We start from the raw sequence: 16,749 nt of genomic DNA, 5'->3' as shown, positions 1-16,749 counted from the left end.
AAACAAAAAAAGGCCTTGCGGGTATTGTACCTGCAAGGCCTTTTGGTTTTTGTATCAAACTACATCATATTAACTTCCCGGATTTTCTCGAGCGGGATTTTTGGTTTGCGATCTGCAGTCAAGAGACCGTTAACCTCCTGCTGAACATCGGTTACTTGGGTATAGCAATAGCCTACGATGTAATCCTGGTCCTTAATCGCCTGATGGATATTACGGAACCGGTTCAGGAATGCATCATCTGAGGCGACTTGATTGCCATATCCCCAGCCTGCTTCTGTCTGGAAGGCGATACCGCCGAACTCGCTGACGATAACCGGCTGTCCCTTATACTCATAACCTTCTGCAAAAGCATACTTCCAATGGTTGAACGAGCGTTCATTGTTCAAGATTTCATCCTTGTTGCTGTACCGCTTCTCGAATTCTTCCCCGGTCTCCACATAATCATGGAGCGTTAGAATATCCGAAACGGTATGCTCCCAGCCGTCATTCGTAATAACCGGACGGTATGGATCAAAGCTTTTGGTCAGATGATAAATAGCTTCGGTAAACTTTTGCTGCCTCTTATCCTTCTTAATATTCATGACACCCCAGGATTCATTAAACGGTACCCAAGTGATGATGGAGGGATGATTGTACTGCTGACGCACAACCTCCATCCACTCATTGGTGAACTTATGAACGGCGTTGTCATTAAATTCAAAGGTCGCAGCCATCTCCGACCAGACAAGCAGGCCTTTAACGTCGCACCAATACAGGAACCGTGCATCTTCTACCTTCATATGCTTACGGACACCGTTGTAGCCCATCGCCATAATTAGATCAATATCCTCAATCAGCGCTTCCTCCGATGGAGGCGTCAGATGGCTTTCCGGCCAATAACCCTGGTCCAGAATAAGACGCTGATACAAAGGCGCATTATTAAGCAAAATACGTCCTTTATCGATCGAAATCTTTCTCATGCCAAAGTACGAATAGACATGGTCCAGCTTGGTGTCATCCTTGTACAATATAAATTCAACATCGTACAAATTCGGATGCTGCGGCGACCAGTGGCTATGCATCCAAGGTCCGTTCATTTCATGAACAAGATCGGCATCCAACTGCAGCCAAGGGCGGTCGATGCTTAGGCTCATCCGCTTTACTGGCTTGCCCTTCAGGCTGATGATCGTCTCAAGTCGAATATCAGATTGCGAAAGATCACCTTCTACCTGATATTCAAAACGAACCGTACGAGCATCAATATCCGGTGTCATCTTAACAGAATCCACACGGACAGGCGCTACAAATTCCATCCATACCGACTGCCAGATTCCCGTTGTCTGTACATAGAAGCATTCAAAGTTATCCTTCACCCAGCGCTGCTTGCCTCGTGGCTGTGTAGCATCCATGCTGTCTTCTACTTTTACCGTGAGCTGGTTCGCTTCTCCAACTGTGATATACGGCGTAATATCAAAGGAAAATGCCGCATAGCCGCCTTGATGGGAGCCAACGTAGGAATCGTTAATCCATATTTTCGCGATGTAGTCAACGGCCTGGAAATGCAGCAGCACGCTTGAGCCTTCCACATCTGCCGGAATTTCTAAGGTACGGTTGTACCACACATAAGGGTGATGACTTTCGTCACCAATCCCGCTAGCCTGCGTTTCGTAAGTAAAAGGTACATTGATTTTCAAATCACCAGTGAATGCAGCGGGCAAATGAGTCTCGCCTGTATTCGCGTCATCAAAGGCAAAACTCCATTCCCCGTTTAGATCAACCCATTGCTCGCGAACGAATTGCGGCCGGGGGTAATTTTTGATATACATTTTTGTTGTCATACAGCTTCCCTGCTCCCTGTCACGCTTTTATATTGCTGCGTTGTATTTATGAAATTATTTATGAAAAAAATTCAGTTATCAGTTGTTACTGTCATATTGCTGAACAGCCAGCCTGACGAGCTTGTTCTTAGACCTACCCTGCCATGCAGAAACGCATTCCGGTCCGTCCATTCCAGCAGTGGTTCCTTCTGCTTACCGTCATACACGCTGATCTTGGCGCCGTCCAGCTTGATTCTAAGTGCTCTGGCTTTGCCGTTCTCCAGCTCAAGCACACCTGAAGTCAGCTCCTGATTCACTTCATAGCTGATTTTCCGCAGGATGATTCTGCCGTTGCGCAGAGCCAGCTCATAACCGATGAAAGAATCAGCTACCTGATCACGGAATGAAGATTCCATCGTTGTCCGCAGCAGGATCGAAGCTTCACCTTCCGCTGTGTCGGTCTGCGTAACGTCGATGCCAACCTCCATGTCCGTCCAGTGGGTATCTCCGCCGAAGATCATGGCATTATTACCGTCCAGCATTAGTCCAGTCGTCCCGTTGTCTTCCTGCCAATCTCCAAAGGTCGAATCCGGGTCAAAGCTGACCTTCTGCTTTCCTTCGGATACAGCTGCTTCACTCGTTTCAATGAACCGGATGTTCGGGCTGCCTTTCCCCTTCGTCACGGTCAGCCACTGCAGTCCTTGCTTTAATGAGAATTTACCAAGCGGAACCTTCATCCATTCCGAAGAATCATCCTCCGTTACGAATGCCTCTGCCTTCAGCTTGAAGGATCGTTTCACACCACCAGCCTCGACTTCAAGCGTCGAGCCGACTGAAGTATCCGATACCATCGCAGCGATTGTATAGTCACCATCCGCGCGTACATATACCGGGAAAGAAAGCTCAGCCTCCGTGCTAGTGAGCTCAGCCGAATAGCTGCCGTCTGGTGTTCCTTCTTGATGAATCGTAATGCCTTCCTCACCAATCGATGCGGCATGAACAGCCTCCATCGTACCTGGCACTTGCTTAATGGCTTTATTGTCGCTGCTGCCGCCTGCTTCATTTGCGAACGCTGTGTAATGAAGCACCGGCGTAAGTCCGTCTTTCCAGGCATAACCGATCCGTCCGGCCTTCGCGGTCAATTGCTTATTGTCGATGAGCAATATTCCATCCCAATACACTCTCGTACCGTTCTGATCCGCTTCTACCCGAACCGTATGCAGCTTGGCAAAGTCCATGCCTTCAGGCAATGTTGTCTGCTGCAACGCCTCATCTGCTGCCGAATCCTGCAAGGCAATCGTACGATTGGCCGGTTCAATACGTACACTGCGGTAATTGTCTTCATCGGTATAGGAGAAGATCGTTTCTAATTCACCAGCTGCCTTTGAAGTCTGCCCGTTGTCCAAGACTACGTTGTACTCCGCAGTAAATCGGTCTTCCGTCGTCATCTTAGTCAACCAAGCTGCATCTGTTCCGGAAACGGTCACCGATTCCCACTGCTCTGTATCCGGGATATCGCCAAGTGGATCCCTAAATGCCGGAAGAGCTGGAGCCGGAGTAGGCATGCCATGCGTTGGACCAAGCACCGACATTTTATCGCCGTTGAACGTCAGCCGATCCATATTGAGTTTTCTGACTGGCGGCCCTTCGGCCGACTTGCCTACCAAATTGTGATAAACGATGTAATAAGAATCCATATCAGGGCCAAGTACAGTCGCGCTGTGGCCGAGGCCGTTAAAATCTTTGTCTGTTGAGATAATGATAGGATTATTGTCAGGTATCGTATAAAGGCCGTTCGGCGACTCATGCCCCACCGCGTAGTTCACACGGTAACCCTTGGAGAATACATGATTGCCGGTATAAGTCATAAAATAAGTACCGTTTCGCTTAATAATCATCGAGCCTTCCGTCCAATGCCCAAGCGAAGTATTCAGCTTTTCACCCGCATCAATCGTGTAGGGGTCACTCATACTGCTGGCCATAATCCCGCCGGATTCCGCATGTGTAAAATACCATTTGGCATCATCATCGATGAAGACGGAGCCGTCGATGGTCAGGCCGAGATTCTCGGTCTCCACAGTGAACGGTCCTGTCGGACTGTCGCTGCGCAGTACATAATGCCCTTTCCCCGCAGGTGAGGTGTACATATAGAAGGCACCGTTCCAATAGACTACCTCTGGTGCATACGCACCTTCTGTGAGCGGATCTTCCGTTACAAGCCCTTCGTAGCTCCAATTAACCAAGTCATCGGAGCTCCAGGCTTTTATGCCAACCCGCCAATCTTTGGTGCTGCAGTATAGATAATATTTGCCATTGTACCGGAGCACATAAGGATCACCAATACCGTAATCCTCCCATTCCTGGTCGAGTGTCATTGGATTCTGATAGGAGTGGTCCACTGTTACGATCTCTCTTGCCTTCACTTGATCTTGATCCTGCTTCTGCGTCATCATCCATATCCCCCCTCCTCCTGCCGCCAGTACAACCGCGATGCCAATGCCGATCAAGGATCGTTTCATTTGCGATGCGCTCATGTGATTACCCCTTAATGCCGCTGATTGCCATCGATTCAATAAAGTAGCGCTGTGCCATAAAGAACACGATAACAACCGGCACAAGAGCAACAACGGATGCCGCCATCAGAGATGGGTAGTTTGAGGTGGAGATGTAGTTGGACTGCATGCTTGCGATAAGCACCTGAATCGTTTGACGCTCTGGCGTATGCAAGTAAATAAGCGGACCCATAAAGTCATTCCAGATACCCATAAAACCAAGCGCTGCCTGTGCGGCAATTGCGGGCTTGGCGATTGGCAGGGCAACCGTTGTAAAGGTACGGAAATATCCGCATCCGTCGATTTTTGCTGCATCAATCAGATCGTTCGGGATAGCCCCCTGCATAAACTGCCGGAAGAAGAAGATCGTTACGATATTACCGAATAAGCCCGGTACGATCAGAGGGGCAAGCGTATCGACCCAGCCCAGCTCGGAAAAGCCGATATACTGCGGTATCATAACGACTGAGTACGGGATCATCATTGTTCCAAGCAGAGCCATAAAGATCCATTCCTTGAATGGAAATTCAAACTTGGAGAACGCATATGCCGCCATTGCTGCTACAAACAAGCCGACAGTCAGTACGCACACAACGACGATGGCACTGTTCATAAACCCATATAAGAGAGGTGCCTTCGACCAAACATCCTTATAGTTGAGCCAAGTCGACGGATTAGGAATCCATTGCGGCGGAACATCAAACACATGCTTCTGTGTTTTAAGCGAAGTCGATACTGTCCATGCAAGAGGGCCCAGCATAATAACGGATCCCGCAAGCAGCAGCACGAAAATAATTGTATCTATAAGACGGCGTTGATTGGCCATTGCGTAAGGGCCTCCTAATCCTGATACACCCACCGCTTGGACAAGCGGAATTGTACCAAAGTAATGATAAATATAAGGATGCCAAGCACCCAGGCTACCGAGCTTGCATAACCCATGTTGAAATATTTGAACGCTTCTTGGAAAATGTAATACACAATTGTCGCACCGCTGTATTCCGGACCTCCATCAGCAGCCAGTATGTACATCTGACTAAACGATTGGAAGGTGCCGATAATACCCATAACAACAACGTAGAAATGAATCGGCGACAAAAGTGGAAGCGTAATATGCTTGAATTGATGCCAACGGGTAGCCCCGTCAACTTCTGCTGCCTCGTAATAGGTAGAAGAAATGCCCTGGAGACCGGCCAGATACAGCACCATCGTACCGCCTACACCGCCCCATAATCCCATAATAATGAAGGATGGTTTTACCCAATTTGGATCGCCTAGCCAGTTCGGCCCCTGTGTTCCAAAGATTTTCCAAATAAACTCGTTAACCAAGCCGTAATCATAGTTCAGCATCCACTGCCACAAGAGTGAAACGGCAATAATAGGTGAGATGACAGGGATATAATAGATCGTCCTGAAAATCGAGATCCCTGAAAGCTTGCGGTTCATCATGATAGCAAGAATCATCGAAATGACCATGCCAATCGGAATACCAAGAAGCAGGAAGAACGTATTGTACAGTGACTTATAAAACTTCTCGTCATTAAACATATAGTTGAAATTATCCGCTCCAACAAACTTCGAAGGCGTCAGCATATCCCAGGACATAAAGCTGAGACCAAACGAGGTGAGCAGCGGCGCCAGCCCAAAGATCAGAAACCCGAGCACGGGCGGCATAACGAATATAAGAGACCAGATGATTTCTTTGCGCCGGTATCCGACTTTTGTATTCTTCATTATTAATCCTCCCTGGCCGAAGGTGAGAGGGGCAAAGACGATGAATGATCATCTTTGCCCCCCTGCCTCAGCAAGTTCAACCTGCTTTACTTATTGCTTTCGTCGTACAGCTTTTGAAGCTTTGGCTGCTCAGCTTTCACAAAGTCAGCTGCGCTCTGCTTGCCGTTCCAGACAACGCTTGCATCCTGCCAGAACGTATCGAGCCATTTCGTATTTTTCGAGCTGTTCTCAATTGGAGGACGGCCGTAATCGGAGATAATATCAAGGAATACTTGGCGGCTCTCTGGTTTTTTGTCCATTTGAAGGAACTCGCCTTTTGCCATATCCATCAGGTTTGGTACTGCTTGGCCAAGCTCATAGTTTTGTTTTTGCGAGTCTTGATCAAGGCTGAGGTATGCAGCAAGGCGGAAGGCATCATCTGGGAACTCTGTTTTGTCCGATACAACAAAACCAAGTGATCCAAGCCATGTTGCTGTTTTACCTGTGTTCGGGCTAGCTGGCCATGCTGCGATATCCCAGTTGAATGGCAGATCCCAGAAGCCTGGCTGATCCCATGGTCCCATTGGGAACATCGCGATTTTGCCAGCTACGAAACGTGCATAGCCATTTTGCGCCTTCTCGTCATCCGGGGAAGGACTTACTTTATTAACAAGGCTAAGGTCAGCAACAAATTGCATTGCTTGTGCAAATTCAGGAGTGTCGATGGTGATCGTTCCTTTACCGTCTGTCCAGTCGCCGCCATTTGCCCATACGGCAGATTCAGTGGAGTAACCAGCAACACCAAAGGTATCGATTTTACCGCGTTCATTAGCAACTGTCAGTTTCTTCGCATCGGCAATCATATCATCCCAAGTGTACTCGCCTGCTTTGGCACTTGGATAAGGAAGACCAGCTTTGTCGAACAAATCTTTGTTGTAAGCAAATGCCCACGGACCAACGTCCTTCGGCAAGCCGTAAATGTCGCCTTGACCCGATGCAGTGCCGTCATAGCGGTAACGATCCAGCGCCGCCGGCCATACATTCGTTTGATCAACCAAGCTGCTCGAATCAAGCATCGTCTGCAGGTTCTTCAGAACACCGCTGCTTACCAACTTGTTGAAGTTAGCGCCGCCTGCGTAGAATACATCCGGTGTTTTCTTCGCTGCGATCAACGTATCAAGTTTTTGGTAGTACTCGCCTGGTGGTACGACCGTGTACTTCACCTTTTTGTTCGGGTATTTCTTCATATAAGCATCGATCAGCTTTTGGAATACAGCTTTCTCCGTATCGCCGCCCCAGCCCATAAATTCGATACTGGACTTCGCATCAGCACCGGTATCTGTAGCTGCGTTTGTTGCACCCGTGTTCGAAGATTCCTGCTCTGCTCCGGCATTGCTGTTGTTTTTACTGTTGTTCGTGTTTTCCTTGCTGCCACCGTTATTGGAACTGCAGCCTGCCAGCACGATAATGAGGCAAAGCATTGCGGCCATCCATACCTTACCGCTTTTCCATGTCGCCATTTGTTATTTCCCCCTTCATAATGAATGAACGATGAACGATTCCTCGTAACCCCTAAACAGATAAGTTCTGATCCGTATGTACAGTCTGACCGGCCCCCGCTAGCGTTCCTTAAATCAGGCTCGATTAAACCGACATATTTTTTAATTTATTACAACTTATTTGTTTATAAACAAAATATACAATCGATAAGCCACAATGTCAACGCTTTCTTTCAATAAAACTGTATCATTCAACAAAAAAGTTCCAGATGCCTGTGTTCCCACAAAACATCTGAAACAATTGGACAATCTATTCCATTTATTCGTATTGCATTCGCATGATAATGCCCTGCGCATAATCGCCAAATGATTTGCCAAACAAATTCATACCACCATGATGTTTCGCATCCTGCTTCAGCCCTATCCGGAAAGTGATATACGGCTTCTGATCCAGATGCAGATCACGGAGCGTTGTCATTGAGCTTTTTTCGTTGTCGACCGTACTGCGGCTTTCGTCCACTGCCCATGTCTTGAGCAGGCCATGCTGGGTGCTTGAATCATTCCACCATGGGGGGTTCAGCTTGCCCCGGTGATCTCCGAAATCGCCCGGCGAAATCCAGGAGCCTACCTCTACATCATTCACCCAGACCGTAATCTCCGAAGGCCAGTCATTATTATAGTTCGGTGCTTCCGAGCATAATTCGAGCGAGAATTCGATCGATTTCACCCTTGCACCTGCCGGTACCTTCTTCGGAAACCGGTATTCAATCCAGCCCTTGCGGAACCAGATAATCTCTGCCGTCCGGCTGTCCGGATGATAGAAGTTGTCCGGATCGTCCTCCGTAAACAGCATGCCTGTCGTATTGGCCATTCCGCAGGTCGGAAAGATATCAAAGTTGATGAAATGGCCAATCGGCATTTCGACTTCAACGGCTTTGCTCGTATTCTGGTAAAAGGCAATTGGATTAAGTATCATGCGCACATCATCGAAATTGCGGCTGCAAACCTTCATCGCTCCGCGTGAAGCCGGCTGCAGCTCGGTTAAGATCAGCTCCGCTTCCTCCAGCACTTTCACATTGGTCGCCGCTGTGGAGACCGGAATATTAAGCGCTTCGGCAATTTCGATAATGTTCAAATTCGGTTTGGCAAGCAGCAGCTTAATGATGCCGATTCTTGTATGTGTACTGAGAGCATGCGCGACCTTTACGAGACGATCGGGCTCGTCTATCGTTAATTCTAACAACGCAAAGTCCCTTCTTCCTCTTATCTGATAATTTCTTACAATAAGATTAGCGCGATCAGTCTGATTTGTCCAGTTTAATTGTAACAAAATATAATTTATTTTTTGTTACAGATTTTTTGGATGACAAAATAAAATCAGCCGCGTTTCTCTTGGCCTGGGGTGTCAGCCAATTCAAACGCGGCATGTTCGCACGAACGAAAACATCCGTTCATTAAGTTAAGCACGCGGGGCCGATGTTGATTCACGTTCAATAAGTGTTGTCGGCAGCAGCAGCTCCATATGTGGTGCTTCCGGCTGCTTCGTCCGCCAGAAGAGCTGCCGGATAGCCGTTTTCCCGAATAACCCAAGGTCTACACCCATTGTTGTTGTTCTTGGTGTGGCTAGTGTGGAAAGCTGTCCATTATCAAAGCTTACAATAGAAATATCTGACGGAATCTTGGGCGGCGGGGCTGTACCGTTCCGCACTGAAAAAGGCTGGCTCGAGTTATACCACGGCGCAACGCTGGATCACCGCTACTGCATGGGCGCTCTGCTGCTGGATCTGAATGACCCGTCTAAAGTCATCGCCCGCTCCAATCAACCAATCATGGAGCCAGAAACCGACTATGAGAAGAACGGATTTTTTGGAGACGTTGTGTTCTCCTGCGGCGCATTAGTCGAGGGCGATGTCGTGAAGATGTATTATGGCGTAGCCGATACGTCCTTGGCTTGCGCTGAGCTTAGTGTGAAGGAAATTTGGGACAGCTTGACTTACGTAAAGGATGACTTATTTGCTCCGCTAAAGCCTTCAACAACTAGCCAGGATAGAGCTATGCTGGATTATATCCAGTATAATTCATTGCAAATGAGCGACAGATTAAGCGGCGTTGGATTTAATACAGTAGAATTAGCTCTATTTGAATGATATAACCTTTTACCGTGAAATCTACTGGATGAAATCCAATATGGCTGTTTATCTTTTTAGCTAGATCCTGCTCCTGCTGGAGAGAATCCAATGTGAAAAGCCTGACATAGAAAGTGGGCTGTCCCGTAAGTCATCTTTATGACTTATGGGACAGCCCTTTTTATTTTTCATATGGAGCTTTCATTCGTCTCAGCTCTTCAGTAACTCGTTTCGCCTCTTCTAAAGTACAGGCAGGAGAGCTGACAACCAGTTCAGATGCGCCATCATAGCTTTCTGAAGTTATAAGCTTATAAATCACAGGGTCTGTTACCTCAAAGGATAATTTTAAACTTTTATGATCAAAAAACCCCTGACCTATAGAAGTTCGTGTTGCGCCTTCGTAAAATCTTAAACTGAATCCGTTCGTGATTATAACATTTTCGAGCTTATTGTCTCCTAACGTTAGTGTACCTTTGAAACTATAATTCCGCTTATCATAATGCCCGTCCAGAGTAAGCCTAGTCTCTTGATTAAATTTATCACCGTATATAATTGCGGGGCTGTCCTTGTGTATTATCTGATAGGGATCCATGCAGCCTGTCATAGAGAGTGCGGTAAAAAGTGATATGAACAATATAGTAAAAAGGCTTCTCAGCAAAACCACTTCCTTTTTCTCGCTAGTATTGTAGATCAGCACTCCATTCAAACCTTCCGTCCGCTAACGAATCGTCAGATTCTTATTTATCAAAAACTAGCAGCTTTACAATTATAACGAATCCTCATATCGTTATTTAGTTGATTAGAAGCAAAACATGGCGCTTTTACGGACAATAGCGATATGAGGATTCGTTAGCAAACCTAGTACTTAACATAGTAACGCATAACCCTCCTATTAAGTTCCAATTATGTTGGTGTACGACAGAAAGGCATACAAAAAAAAACTGTCTCATAAGCCAACGGCTCATGGGACAGTCCACTTCGATATATAAGACTAGCCTTTGATCACATAAAGTCTGCTGGATTCCTCAAAGATCTCCCCAGGAGCCAGGCTCAGGAGGCCGATCTCATCTGCCGGCAGATCCACATTAGGAGCGTTCACCAGATTGATCTGAGGCTCCGGACAGAAGAAGCCTTCTGTTGCGTTATTGTTCCAGATCATCCACTGCTTGTAGGAGGTTCCTACATCGTAGACAAGCTTAATATTTGCTTTTGTATCCGTAAGCTCCATCCGGTTACGTCCGTTCTGCGAACGAGATGTGTAATGATTATCCATCGCCTCGAAGAACGGGTACACGCCTTCGCCTTGCATTTGGAGTTCTTCTTCCTTCAGCGGCTGATACTCCTTAGTAGGAAGCATCCGCTTATCCAGTTCCCAGCGCTCGCCAATTGTCATATGAATGCGGTAATCCTGAGCTTGTCCTCCCTGCACGAATGGTGCATTCACCGAGGTATGGAAAGCAAGCAGGCATGGCATATCCGATTGCCCGTCATTACGGACCGTAACCTGCTGAAGCAGACCGTTCCCGCTTAATGAGTAACGAAGCTGGATCGTATAGTTGAACGGGAAGCTTTCATAGGAAGGATGCTGCTCATCCACTTGAACGGATACGACTACATAGCTTTCCGTTTTCGTAGAACCATAGTCATCTACCTGCCATGGCGTTTGATAGAGAAAACCATGCAGATGATTGCCCGTTGCAGGCTCATTCACAGGGAACTGAAGCGTCTTCCCAGCCCAAGGGAATTTGCCATCCTCATAACGATTCGGCGGGAAAAGCACAGGAATACCGTGGATCATCGGTCTTGCCTTGAAGCTCTCCATCTCATCCATCGTTGGCTCATGCAGAAAACGGTGCTCCGCTTCTACATCCCGGAATGCGATCAGATTGCCGCCAATCTCCGGAAGCAGCGCCGCTTCATATCGCCCTGAACGCAGCCAGATCGCGCGTTCGCCATTAAACAATCCTTCATTAGCTTGATTCATCGTCCTCATCCTTCTCCTCTGCTGTTCATTCTAAATGTCTTTCGTTCGCCAATCAGCGGGAATTCCCCGATTCGCAGCTTGGCTCCGCCATACGGTACAAGCTCGAGATCTACTACTGGCTGATCATCTGTAGCTGGAGCAAGTGGCGGGGTTCCCGCGTTATTGCCTTCCATCCGCCAATCCGGCACCAGCTTGCCTTGCGCCTCCAGCTTAATAGGAGAATCCATAGCCAAGAACGGCTGATAAGGCAGGTCCCCTTCATTCACGACTACCTTGAACTCGGTATCCGCAAGCAAGCCGTATTTCCATGGCGAAGCTGGATACAGCTCATAGTCATGGAACCGCTCGCGTTTCCGCAGCAGCTGCCAGTTCTCCTCCAGAGGAAGAGCATAAACGAGAGGGCCACGTTCCACACTCACGGCAAACAGATTACGTGATACCGTTTTCGCTTCCATCGGCAGTGTAAGCTCCACACGATCACCAGTGCGCCATTCGCGGTCAATTGTAGCATATCCTTGCTTGATGGCAACTGTAATTTCTTCTCCATTCACCATAATAGTTGGGGAACTGCACCATTCTGGAATTCGCAGCTGCATAGAGAAGTTCGCAGAACGGTCCAGTTGGATATCGATTTTCACCCGCTCCCGGAAAGGGTACTCTCCCGATACACGAAGCTCAGCCTTTACGTCTCCTGCAACCGTTGTACGAACGAGACAAGGAGCGTATGACACCGCTGCTAGTCCGCCTTCATTGTCCTGCATCCATAAATGCGAGACCAGCTTAGGCCAGCCCTGATGCATATTCGCTGTACAGCAGCCGAAATTCGGCTCCAGGCCAAACACATTAGCATAAGGACCGTTGCTCCAAGCGCGTGGTGCAACATTACAAATAATCTGATTCACCTGCTGATCGTATTGATGGGAAGTCCAGTCTGCCGAAATAGCAGCAGGCAGCGCGTTAAAGGCCACCTTTTCCAGCACATCCGCAAACTTGCCGTCTCCGGAAATCCTCGTCAACTGCTCAAGTGTGTACATATATTCAACGACCGCGCATAATTCAACGCCTTGGCTTGGGTCTGTTCCCGACAGCCATTCATCGCCAGAGAACATACCATGTGCTTGCCCGTGGTAATTCATCAGACTATCAATCCCGCGGTACACCGCTTCCAGCTCTTGGCTGTCCTCCGTCAGTTCATAGAGGACTCCGGGAGTTTTAAGTCCCATGGCCACATTCACCACATGTGTTCTCCAATCCCACTGCTCTACCTTCCGCCAGAACGGGAAATCGTAAAAAATATCGGTCCAATCCGTTGTCTGTTCCTTCACAATAGATGCGAGCTTCAGCAGCTCTTCTTTCTTGGTCCGCTTATACAGCCAGACGAGGCAGAGCAACAGCTCCGCTCCACGGGCTTTGGCCCATCCACGCAAAGGATGCTGTTCGATCTGTCCGGACACATAATTAGTGAATTTCGTCAGGAAAGGAATAACCCGGGAATCACTAGTCGCTTCTTCATACTGCATCATCACCTTGAGCATGATCATGTAGTGCCACCAGTCCTGCTCCTTGTCTATATCGTTATTCACAGTTTCAATCCGTGCCGGCCCAAACATACCGTTCTCCTGCTGACTGTTCAGTGCCCACTCGACCCAGCGGCCCGCCTTAGCGATCAGCTTCTCGTCGTTTAAGATATAAGCAAGCGGCAGCAATCCGTCCAAATAATACGGACCACGCTCCCAGCTTTCACCGTTCCCGCCAATCCAGCCATTATCAGGACCTACATCTGCCCAATGCTCCTCCAGATGCCCCGTTAATCCATCTGCCTGAATCCGAAGCTGATTGTACAGCCACCCTTCCGCCTGAATACTGCCAAGCGGCAGTGCCTCAAATGCACTCTTCATCGCTAGATTCCCTCCCTTTCTGTTGCAACTCCTTCGAATATACCACTAGAGCCGTCTGCCGATGGATAGACAATCGCAACCACTATTTATCCGATTACAACATAATAGGGAGAATCCGCTTATTTACGAATCTCTTGTATTTACTTATACTGGAACCATAATTCCGTGATATAAGGAGAACAATAATGTTTCATTTTGAATGTCCGCCTATGCCCCACTTCATCCAAATTGGCCAAGATACCTACAGCATCGGCAGAAAACATCCCGACCGCAGCAGCATTGGTGTATTTGACCTCCTGTTTGTGACAAGCGGCTGTCTATATCTGGCTGAAGGCGAGCATGAGCTCACCCTGCCAGCCGGACACTTTGGCATCCTCCGCCCGGATTTAGAGCATCGCACCGTCTCCCCTTGCAGGGAAGAAACACATTTCTATTGGCTGCACTTCCAGACGACCGGACAATGGCATCACGAGCCCTATGAAAAAGAGCCCTTGCCGCCTGAGCAAGAGCATCTGTATTCCCCAATTGAATACTTCTCCTTCTATATGCCGCGATCAGGTTCCGTACAAAGCCTTGGGCTCACAGAAGAACAATTCCATGGGCTTCTTCAGCTGTATGAGAACCCCTCCGGCAACACCCGCTGGCAGGAGCAGCAGCAGTTCCATGCTATTCTGCTCCGGCTTCAGGAGGATAGTAAGGAAGAAGCGGCACAAAACTCTCATCTTCAGCTTGCTGAGGAGGCCGCTCTCTACTTGCGTAAAGTTTACCGCGACCCGCTCAGTTATAAGCGGATGGCAGAGGAGCTGCATTTTCATCCGAACTATATTGCCTTATGCATGAAAAGAACGTTTGGCTGCACACCACTCGATTATGTGACCCAATTCCGGATTGAACAGGCGAAACGGCTGCTTATTCATACGAATGTGCCTGTTGGAACTATTGCGGAGGAGACTGGCTTTGGTTCCTTCCCGTATTTCGTCCGCTGTTTTCACAAGCGTACCGGCAAGACCCCAAAGCAGTTCCGGATGCAGTACCGGCAGCTCTCGTCTTCTACTTAGGGTCCAGGAAGCCCGTTCTCTCCAGCTCCGCCATCGCCTCAAGCAGCATAACTCCACTAAGCTGGCCGCTGAGCTGGACCTCCGGTTCCGGCTCTCCTGCCCAGGATAAGCTGAACAAGCCGGCCTCTGAACGGCCCTGCTCCCATAAGGAGACCGCATTATGCTGGATCAGATTGATCCATGGCAGTGATAAATCTGGCTGAATGTGAATGAGATTCACTAAATAACGGATAAGAATCCCTTTGAACAAACCACAATCATCATTACCCTCACGCGGCAGCATACCCGTGTCTGGATCTACAAGCTCCCGAACGGTTGCTGCTGCAGTTCTTTGCGCATCAACGAGATAGCTTTCATCTCCCGTACAGTTGAACAGCTCGATGCCGGCGCCAAGAAAGACGCCTTGGCAATACRTATACTTCCAGTCGTAATCAATCTGGCCGTCGCCCAGACGGTTCATGCCGTCCCAGACAAATCCGATCGCCGGATCAACAAGGCGTTCCTTATTGAATTGATAGATCCGCTGCGCCCATTCCAAATCTTCTTCCCGGCGGTCCATTTGATAGATTCGTGCAGCCAGAATAGAAGCAGGAGCATTAGCAGGCGTATTCTTGTAATCCAGCTGATCCTTTTTCCACGCCATACCGCCGCCCATATTGTCGTTCCAGGCTGTCTTGATATCTTCCCAAAGCTCAAGAACGCCTTCCTTATAAAACGATTTCCCTGTCTTATGATAGGCACGCAGCAGCGCTAATGCCATCCATTCCATATCGTCATAGTAGTTATGCAGCAGTGTATCGCCGTTCCACTTCTTCGCGCCACGGAACGCCCGCTCCAGCAGCACTTCATCTTCGCTTGCTTCTGTTCTCTCAAGAGCATCGACCAGCACATCTATAACATGCGCATGCCACCAATAAATCCAATGATCATTACAGGTACCGTTACATGGCACCACTTGATCCATCACTTCGCGATCTTCATTCCAGAACAGTCGCTTGAAGTCCTCCTGCGCAATTGCCGCGCGTTGTTCCCATTCCGCTTTAACTTGTACGGTCATTACTTGCGTACCTCCTCTGTCTGTTCCGTGATGATCAAGCCGCGCTGTTCCAACGTTGCCAGCTGCTCCAGCAGCATAATGCCGCTAAGCTGCGTGCTGAGCGTGACGCGTTCCTCAGGCTGAATGGCCCAAGAGGTGCTGAACACTTTACGTGAAGCATCTATGCCATTTTGCCATAGCATCTGCCCTTGATGCTCCAGCAAAGCTGCAAGCTCCTCCCGATTCGCAGATACGGCGGCCAGCTCTCCCAAATAACGGACGAGTATCCCCTTAAACAAACCGCCGTCCCCATTACCTTCATCAGGCCATAACCCGTCACTGAGCAGTTCATCGCGAGCTGCCTGTGCCGTACGTTCAGCATCCTGCAAATAACCTGCGTCACCTGTAATCCGGTACAATTCCACGCCTGCGCCAATAAAGACACCTTGGCAGTACGTAAATTTCCAGTCCTTATCGATCGAGCCGTCTCCGGTACGGTTCATGCCATCCCAGACAAAGCCGGTCTCCGGATTAACGAGCTTAGCCTTCAGCCAGTTATAAATGTTGCTTGCCCAGGCCAGATCTTCTTCCCTGCCGAACTCTTGATATAGCCGTGCTGCCAGAATAGCAGCTGGTGCATTCGCAGGAGTGTTCTTATAATCCAGCTGAGATTTCTGCCAAGCAATTCCTCCATCCACATGATCATTCCATCCGGTCTGGATATCATCCCACAATAGGAGGGCCGCCGCCTTATACTTCTCTACTCCGGTTGCCTGATAAGCCCTGAGCCAAGCAATCGCCATCCATTCCATATCGTCATACAGCTCATTTGGCCAAGCGCCGTCGTTACGCTGCAGGATCCCTTCGTAAAAAGCAGCCAGTCGCTCTCGATAAGCTGCGCTGCCCGTCCGGTTCAGACCATCTGCCAAGGCGTCTACGGCATGCGCCATCCACCAATAATGAAAAATCGTATTACAAGCACCATCCGGGCATGGGATCTCGATGTCATACATGTTAATCGAGGGATTCCAATATAATTGCTCCAATGCCTGCTGCGCTTCTTCCGCCCGTGCTGCCCACATCATAG

General features: G+C 48.6%; 13 protein-coding genes and 1 pseudogene. 2 read left to right on the top strand and 12 right to left on the bottom strand.

What is annotated here, in order from left to right:
* Positions 1-59: 59 nt before the first annotated feature.
* The 7 genes from AB4Y93_RS07810 to AB4Y93_RS07780 form a co-directional block, all read right to left on the bottom strand.
* The gene (locus tag AB4Y93_RS07810; RefSeq protein WP_441890638.1) at positions 60-1,817 is read right to left on the bottom strand and encodes a glycoside hydrolase family 2 protein; all 1,758 of its coding nucleotides are present in this window, start codon (positions 1,815-1,817) and stop codon (positions 60-62) included.
* A gap of 71 nt (positions 1,818-1,888) precedes the next feature.
* The gene (locus AB4Y93_RS07805) at positions 1,889-4,330 is read right to left on the bottom strand and encodes a glycoside hydrolase family 43 protein (RefSeq protein WP_441890636.1); all 2,442 of its coding nucleotides are present in this window, start codon (positions 4,328-4,330) and stop codon (positions 1,889-1,891) included.
* A gap of 4 nt (positions 4,331-4,334) precedes the next feature.
* Complete coding sequence (locus AB4Y93_RS07800; protein ID WP_167279411.1) at positions 4,335-5,174, bottom strand: carbohydrate ABC transporter permease; 840 nt, start codon at positions 5,172-5,174, stop codon at positions 4,335-4,337.
* Positions 5,175-5,188: 14 nt separating this feature from the next.
* Positions 5,189-6,082, bottom strand: coding sequence for a carbohydrate ABC transporter permease (locus tag AB4Y93_RS07795; RefSeq protein WP_441890634.1), 894 nt, complete (start codon positions 6,080-6,082; stop codon positions 5,189-5,191).
* 86 nt (positions 6,083-6,168) lie between these two features.
* Positions 6,169-7,581 carry an ABC transporter substrate-binding protein gene (locus AB4Y93_RS07790; RefSeq protein ID WP_441890632.1) on the bottom strand — a complete coding sequence of 471 codons (1,413 nt, stop codon included), beginning with the start codon at positions 7,579-7,581 and terminating at the stop codon, positions 6,169-6,171.
* 298 nt (positions 7,582-7,879) lie between these two features.
* A complete protein-coding gene (locus tag AB4Y93_RS07785; protein WP_441890629.1) occupies positions 7,880-8,803 on the bottom strand; it encodes an ArsR/SmtB family transcription factor in 924 nt (307 codons plus the stop codon).
* Between the two features lie 216 nt (positions 8,804-9,019).
* A complete protein-coding gene (locus tag AB4Y93_RS07780) occupies positions 9,020-9,268 on the bottom strand; it encodes a substrate-binding domain-containing protein (protein ID WP_441890627.1) in 249 nt (82 codons plus the stop codon).
* On the opposite strand from AB4Y93_RS07780, the pseudogene AB4Y93_RS07775 reads away from it, so the two are divergent.
* A pseudogene (locus AB4Y93_RS07775) lies at positions 9,234-9,560 on the top strand (glycosidase); the annotation flags it as partial. The gene AB4Y93_RS07780 and the pseudogene AB4Y93_RS07775 overlap by 35 nt on opposite strands.
* 307 nt (positions 9,561-9,867) lie before the next feature.
* Here the strand turns inward: AB4Y93_RS07775 and AB4Y93_RS07770 are convergent.
* The 3 genes from AB4Y93_RS07770 to AB4Y93_RS07760 form a co-directional block, all read right to left on the bottom strand.
* Complete coding sequence (locus tag AB4Y93_RS07770) at positions 9,868-10,383, bottom strand: hypothetical protein (RefSeq protein WP_441890625.1); 516 nt, start codon at positions 10,381-10,383, stop codon at positions 9,868-9,870.
* Positions 10,384-10,677: 294 nt separating this feature from the next.
* Positions 10,678-11,670, bottom strand: a complete 993-nt coding sequence (locus AB4Y93_RS07765; RefSeq protein ID WP_441890623.1) for an aldose 1-epimerase — start codon at positions 11,668-11,670, stop codon at positions 10,678-10,680.
* A 5-nt stretch (positions 11,671-11,675) separates the two neighbouring features.
* Positions 11,676-13,568, bottom strand: a complete 1,893-nt coding sequence (locus AB4Y93_RS07760) for a beta-L-arabinofuranosidase domain-containing protein (RefSeq protein WP_441890621.1) — start codon at positions 13,566-13,568, stop codon at positions 11,676-11,678.
* Positions 13,569-13,753: 185 nt separating this feature from the next.
* Here AB4Y93_RS07760 and AB4Y93_RS07755 point away from each other — a divergent pair, with 185 nt between their 5' ends.
* Entirely contained in the window at positions 13,754-14,626 is an 873-nt protein-coding gene (locus tag AB4Y93_RS07755) for a helix-turn-helix transcriptional regulator (RefSeq protein ID WP_441890619.1), read from the top strand.
* On the opposite strand, the gene AB4Y93_RS07750 is transcribed toward AB4Y93_RS07755, so the two are convergent.
* Positions 14,619-15,683 carry a glycoside hydrolase family 76 protein gene (locus AB4Y93_RS07750; RefSeq protein ID WP_441890617.1) on the bottom strand — a complete coding sequence of 355 codons (1,065 nt, stop codon included), beginning with the start codon at positions 15,681-15,683 and terminating at the stop codon, positions 14,619-14,621. The two genes, AB4Y93_RS07755 and AB4Y93_RS07750, sit on opposite strands and share 8 nt — an antisense overlap.
* Complete coding sequence (locus AB4Y93_RS07745) at positions 15,683-16,747, bottom strand: glycoside hydrolase family 76 protein (protein ID WP_441890614.1); 1,065 nt, start codon at positions 16,745-16,747, stop codon at positions 15,683-15,685. Before AB4Y93_RS07745 ends, AB4Y93_RS07750 begins: the two co-directional genes overlap by 1 nt.
* Between the last annotated feature and the right edge of the window lie 2 nt (positions 16,748-16,749).

The organism is Paenibacillus sp. YAF4_2 (assembly GCF_052113225.1).
Lineage (GTDB): Bacteria > Bacillota > Bacilli > Paenibacillales > Paenibacillaceae > Pristimantibacillus.
Note: the sequence above shows the minus strand (reverse complement) of the source record. Positions and strands in the feature narration are given on the sequence as shown.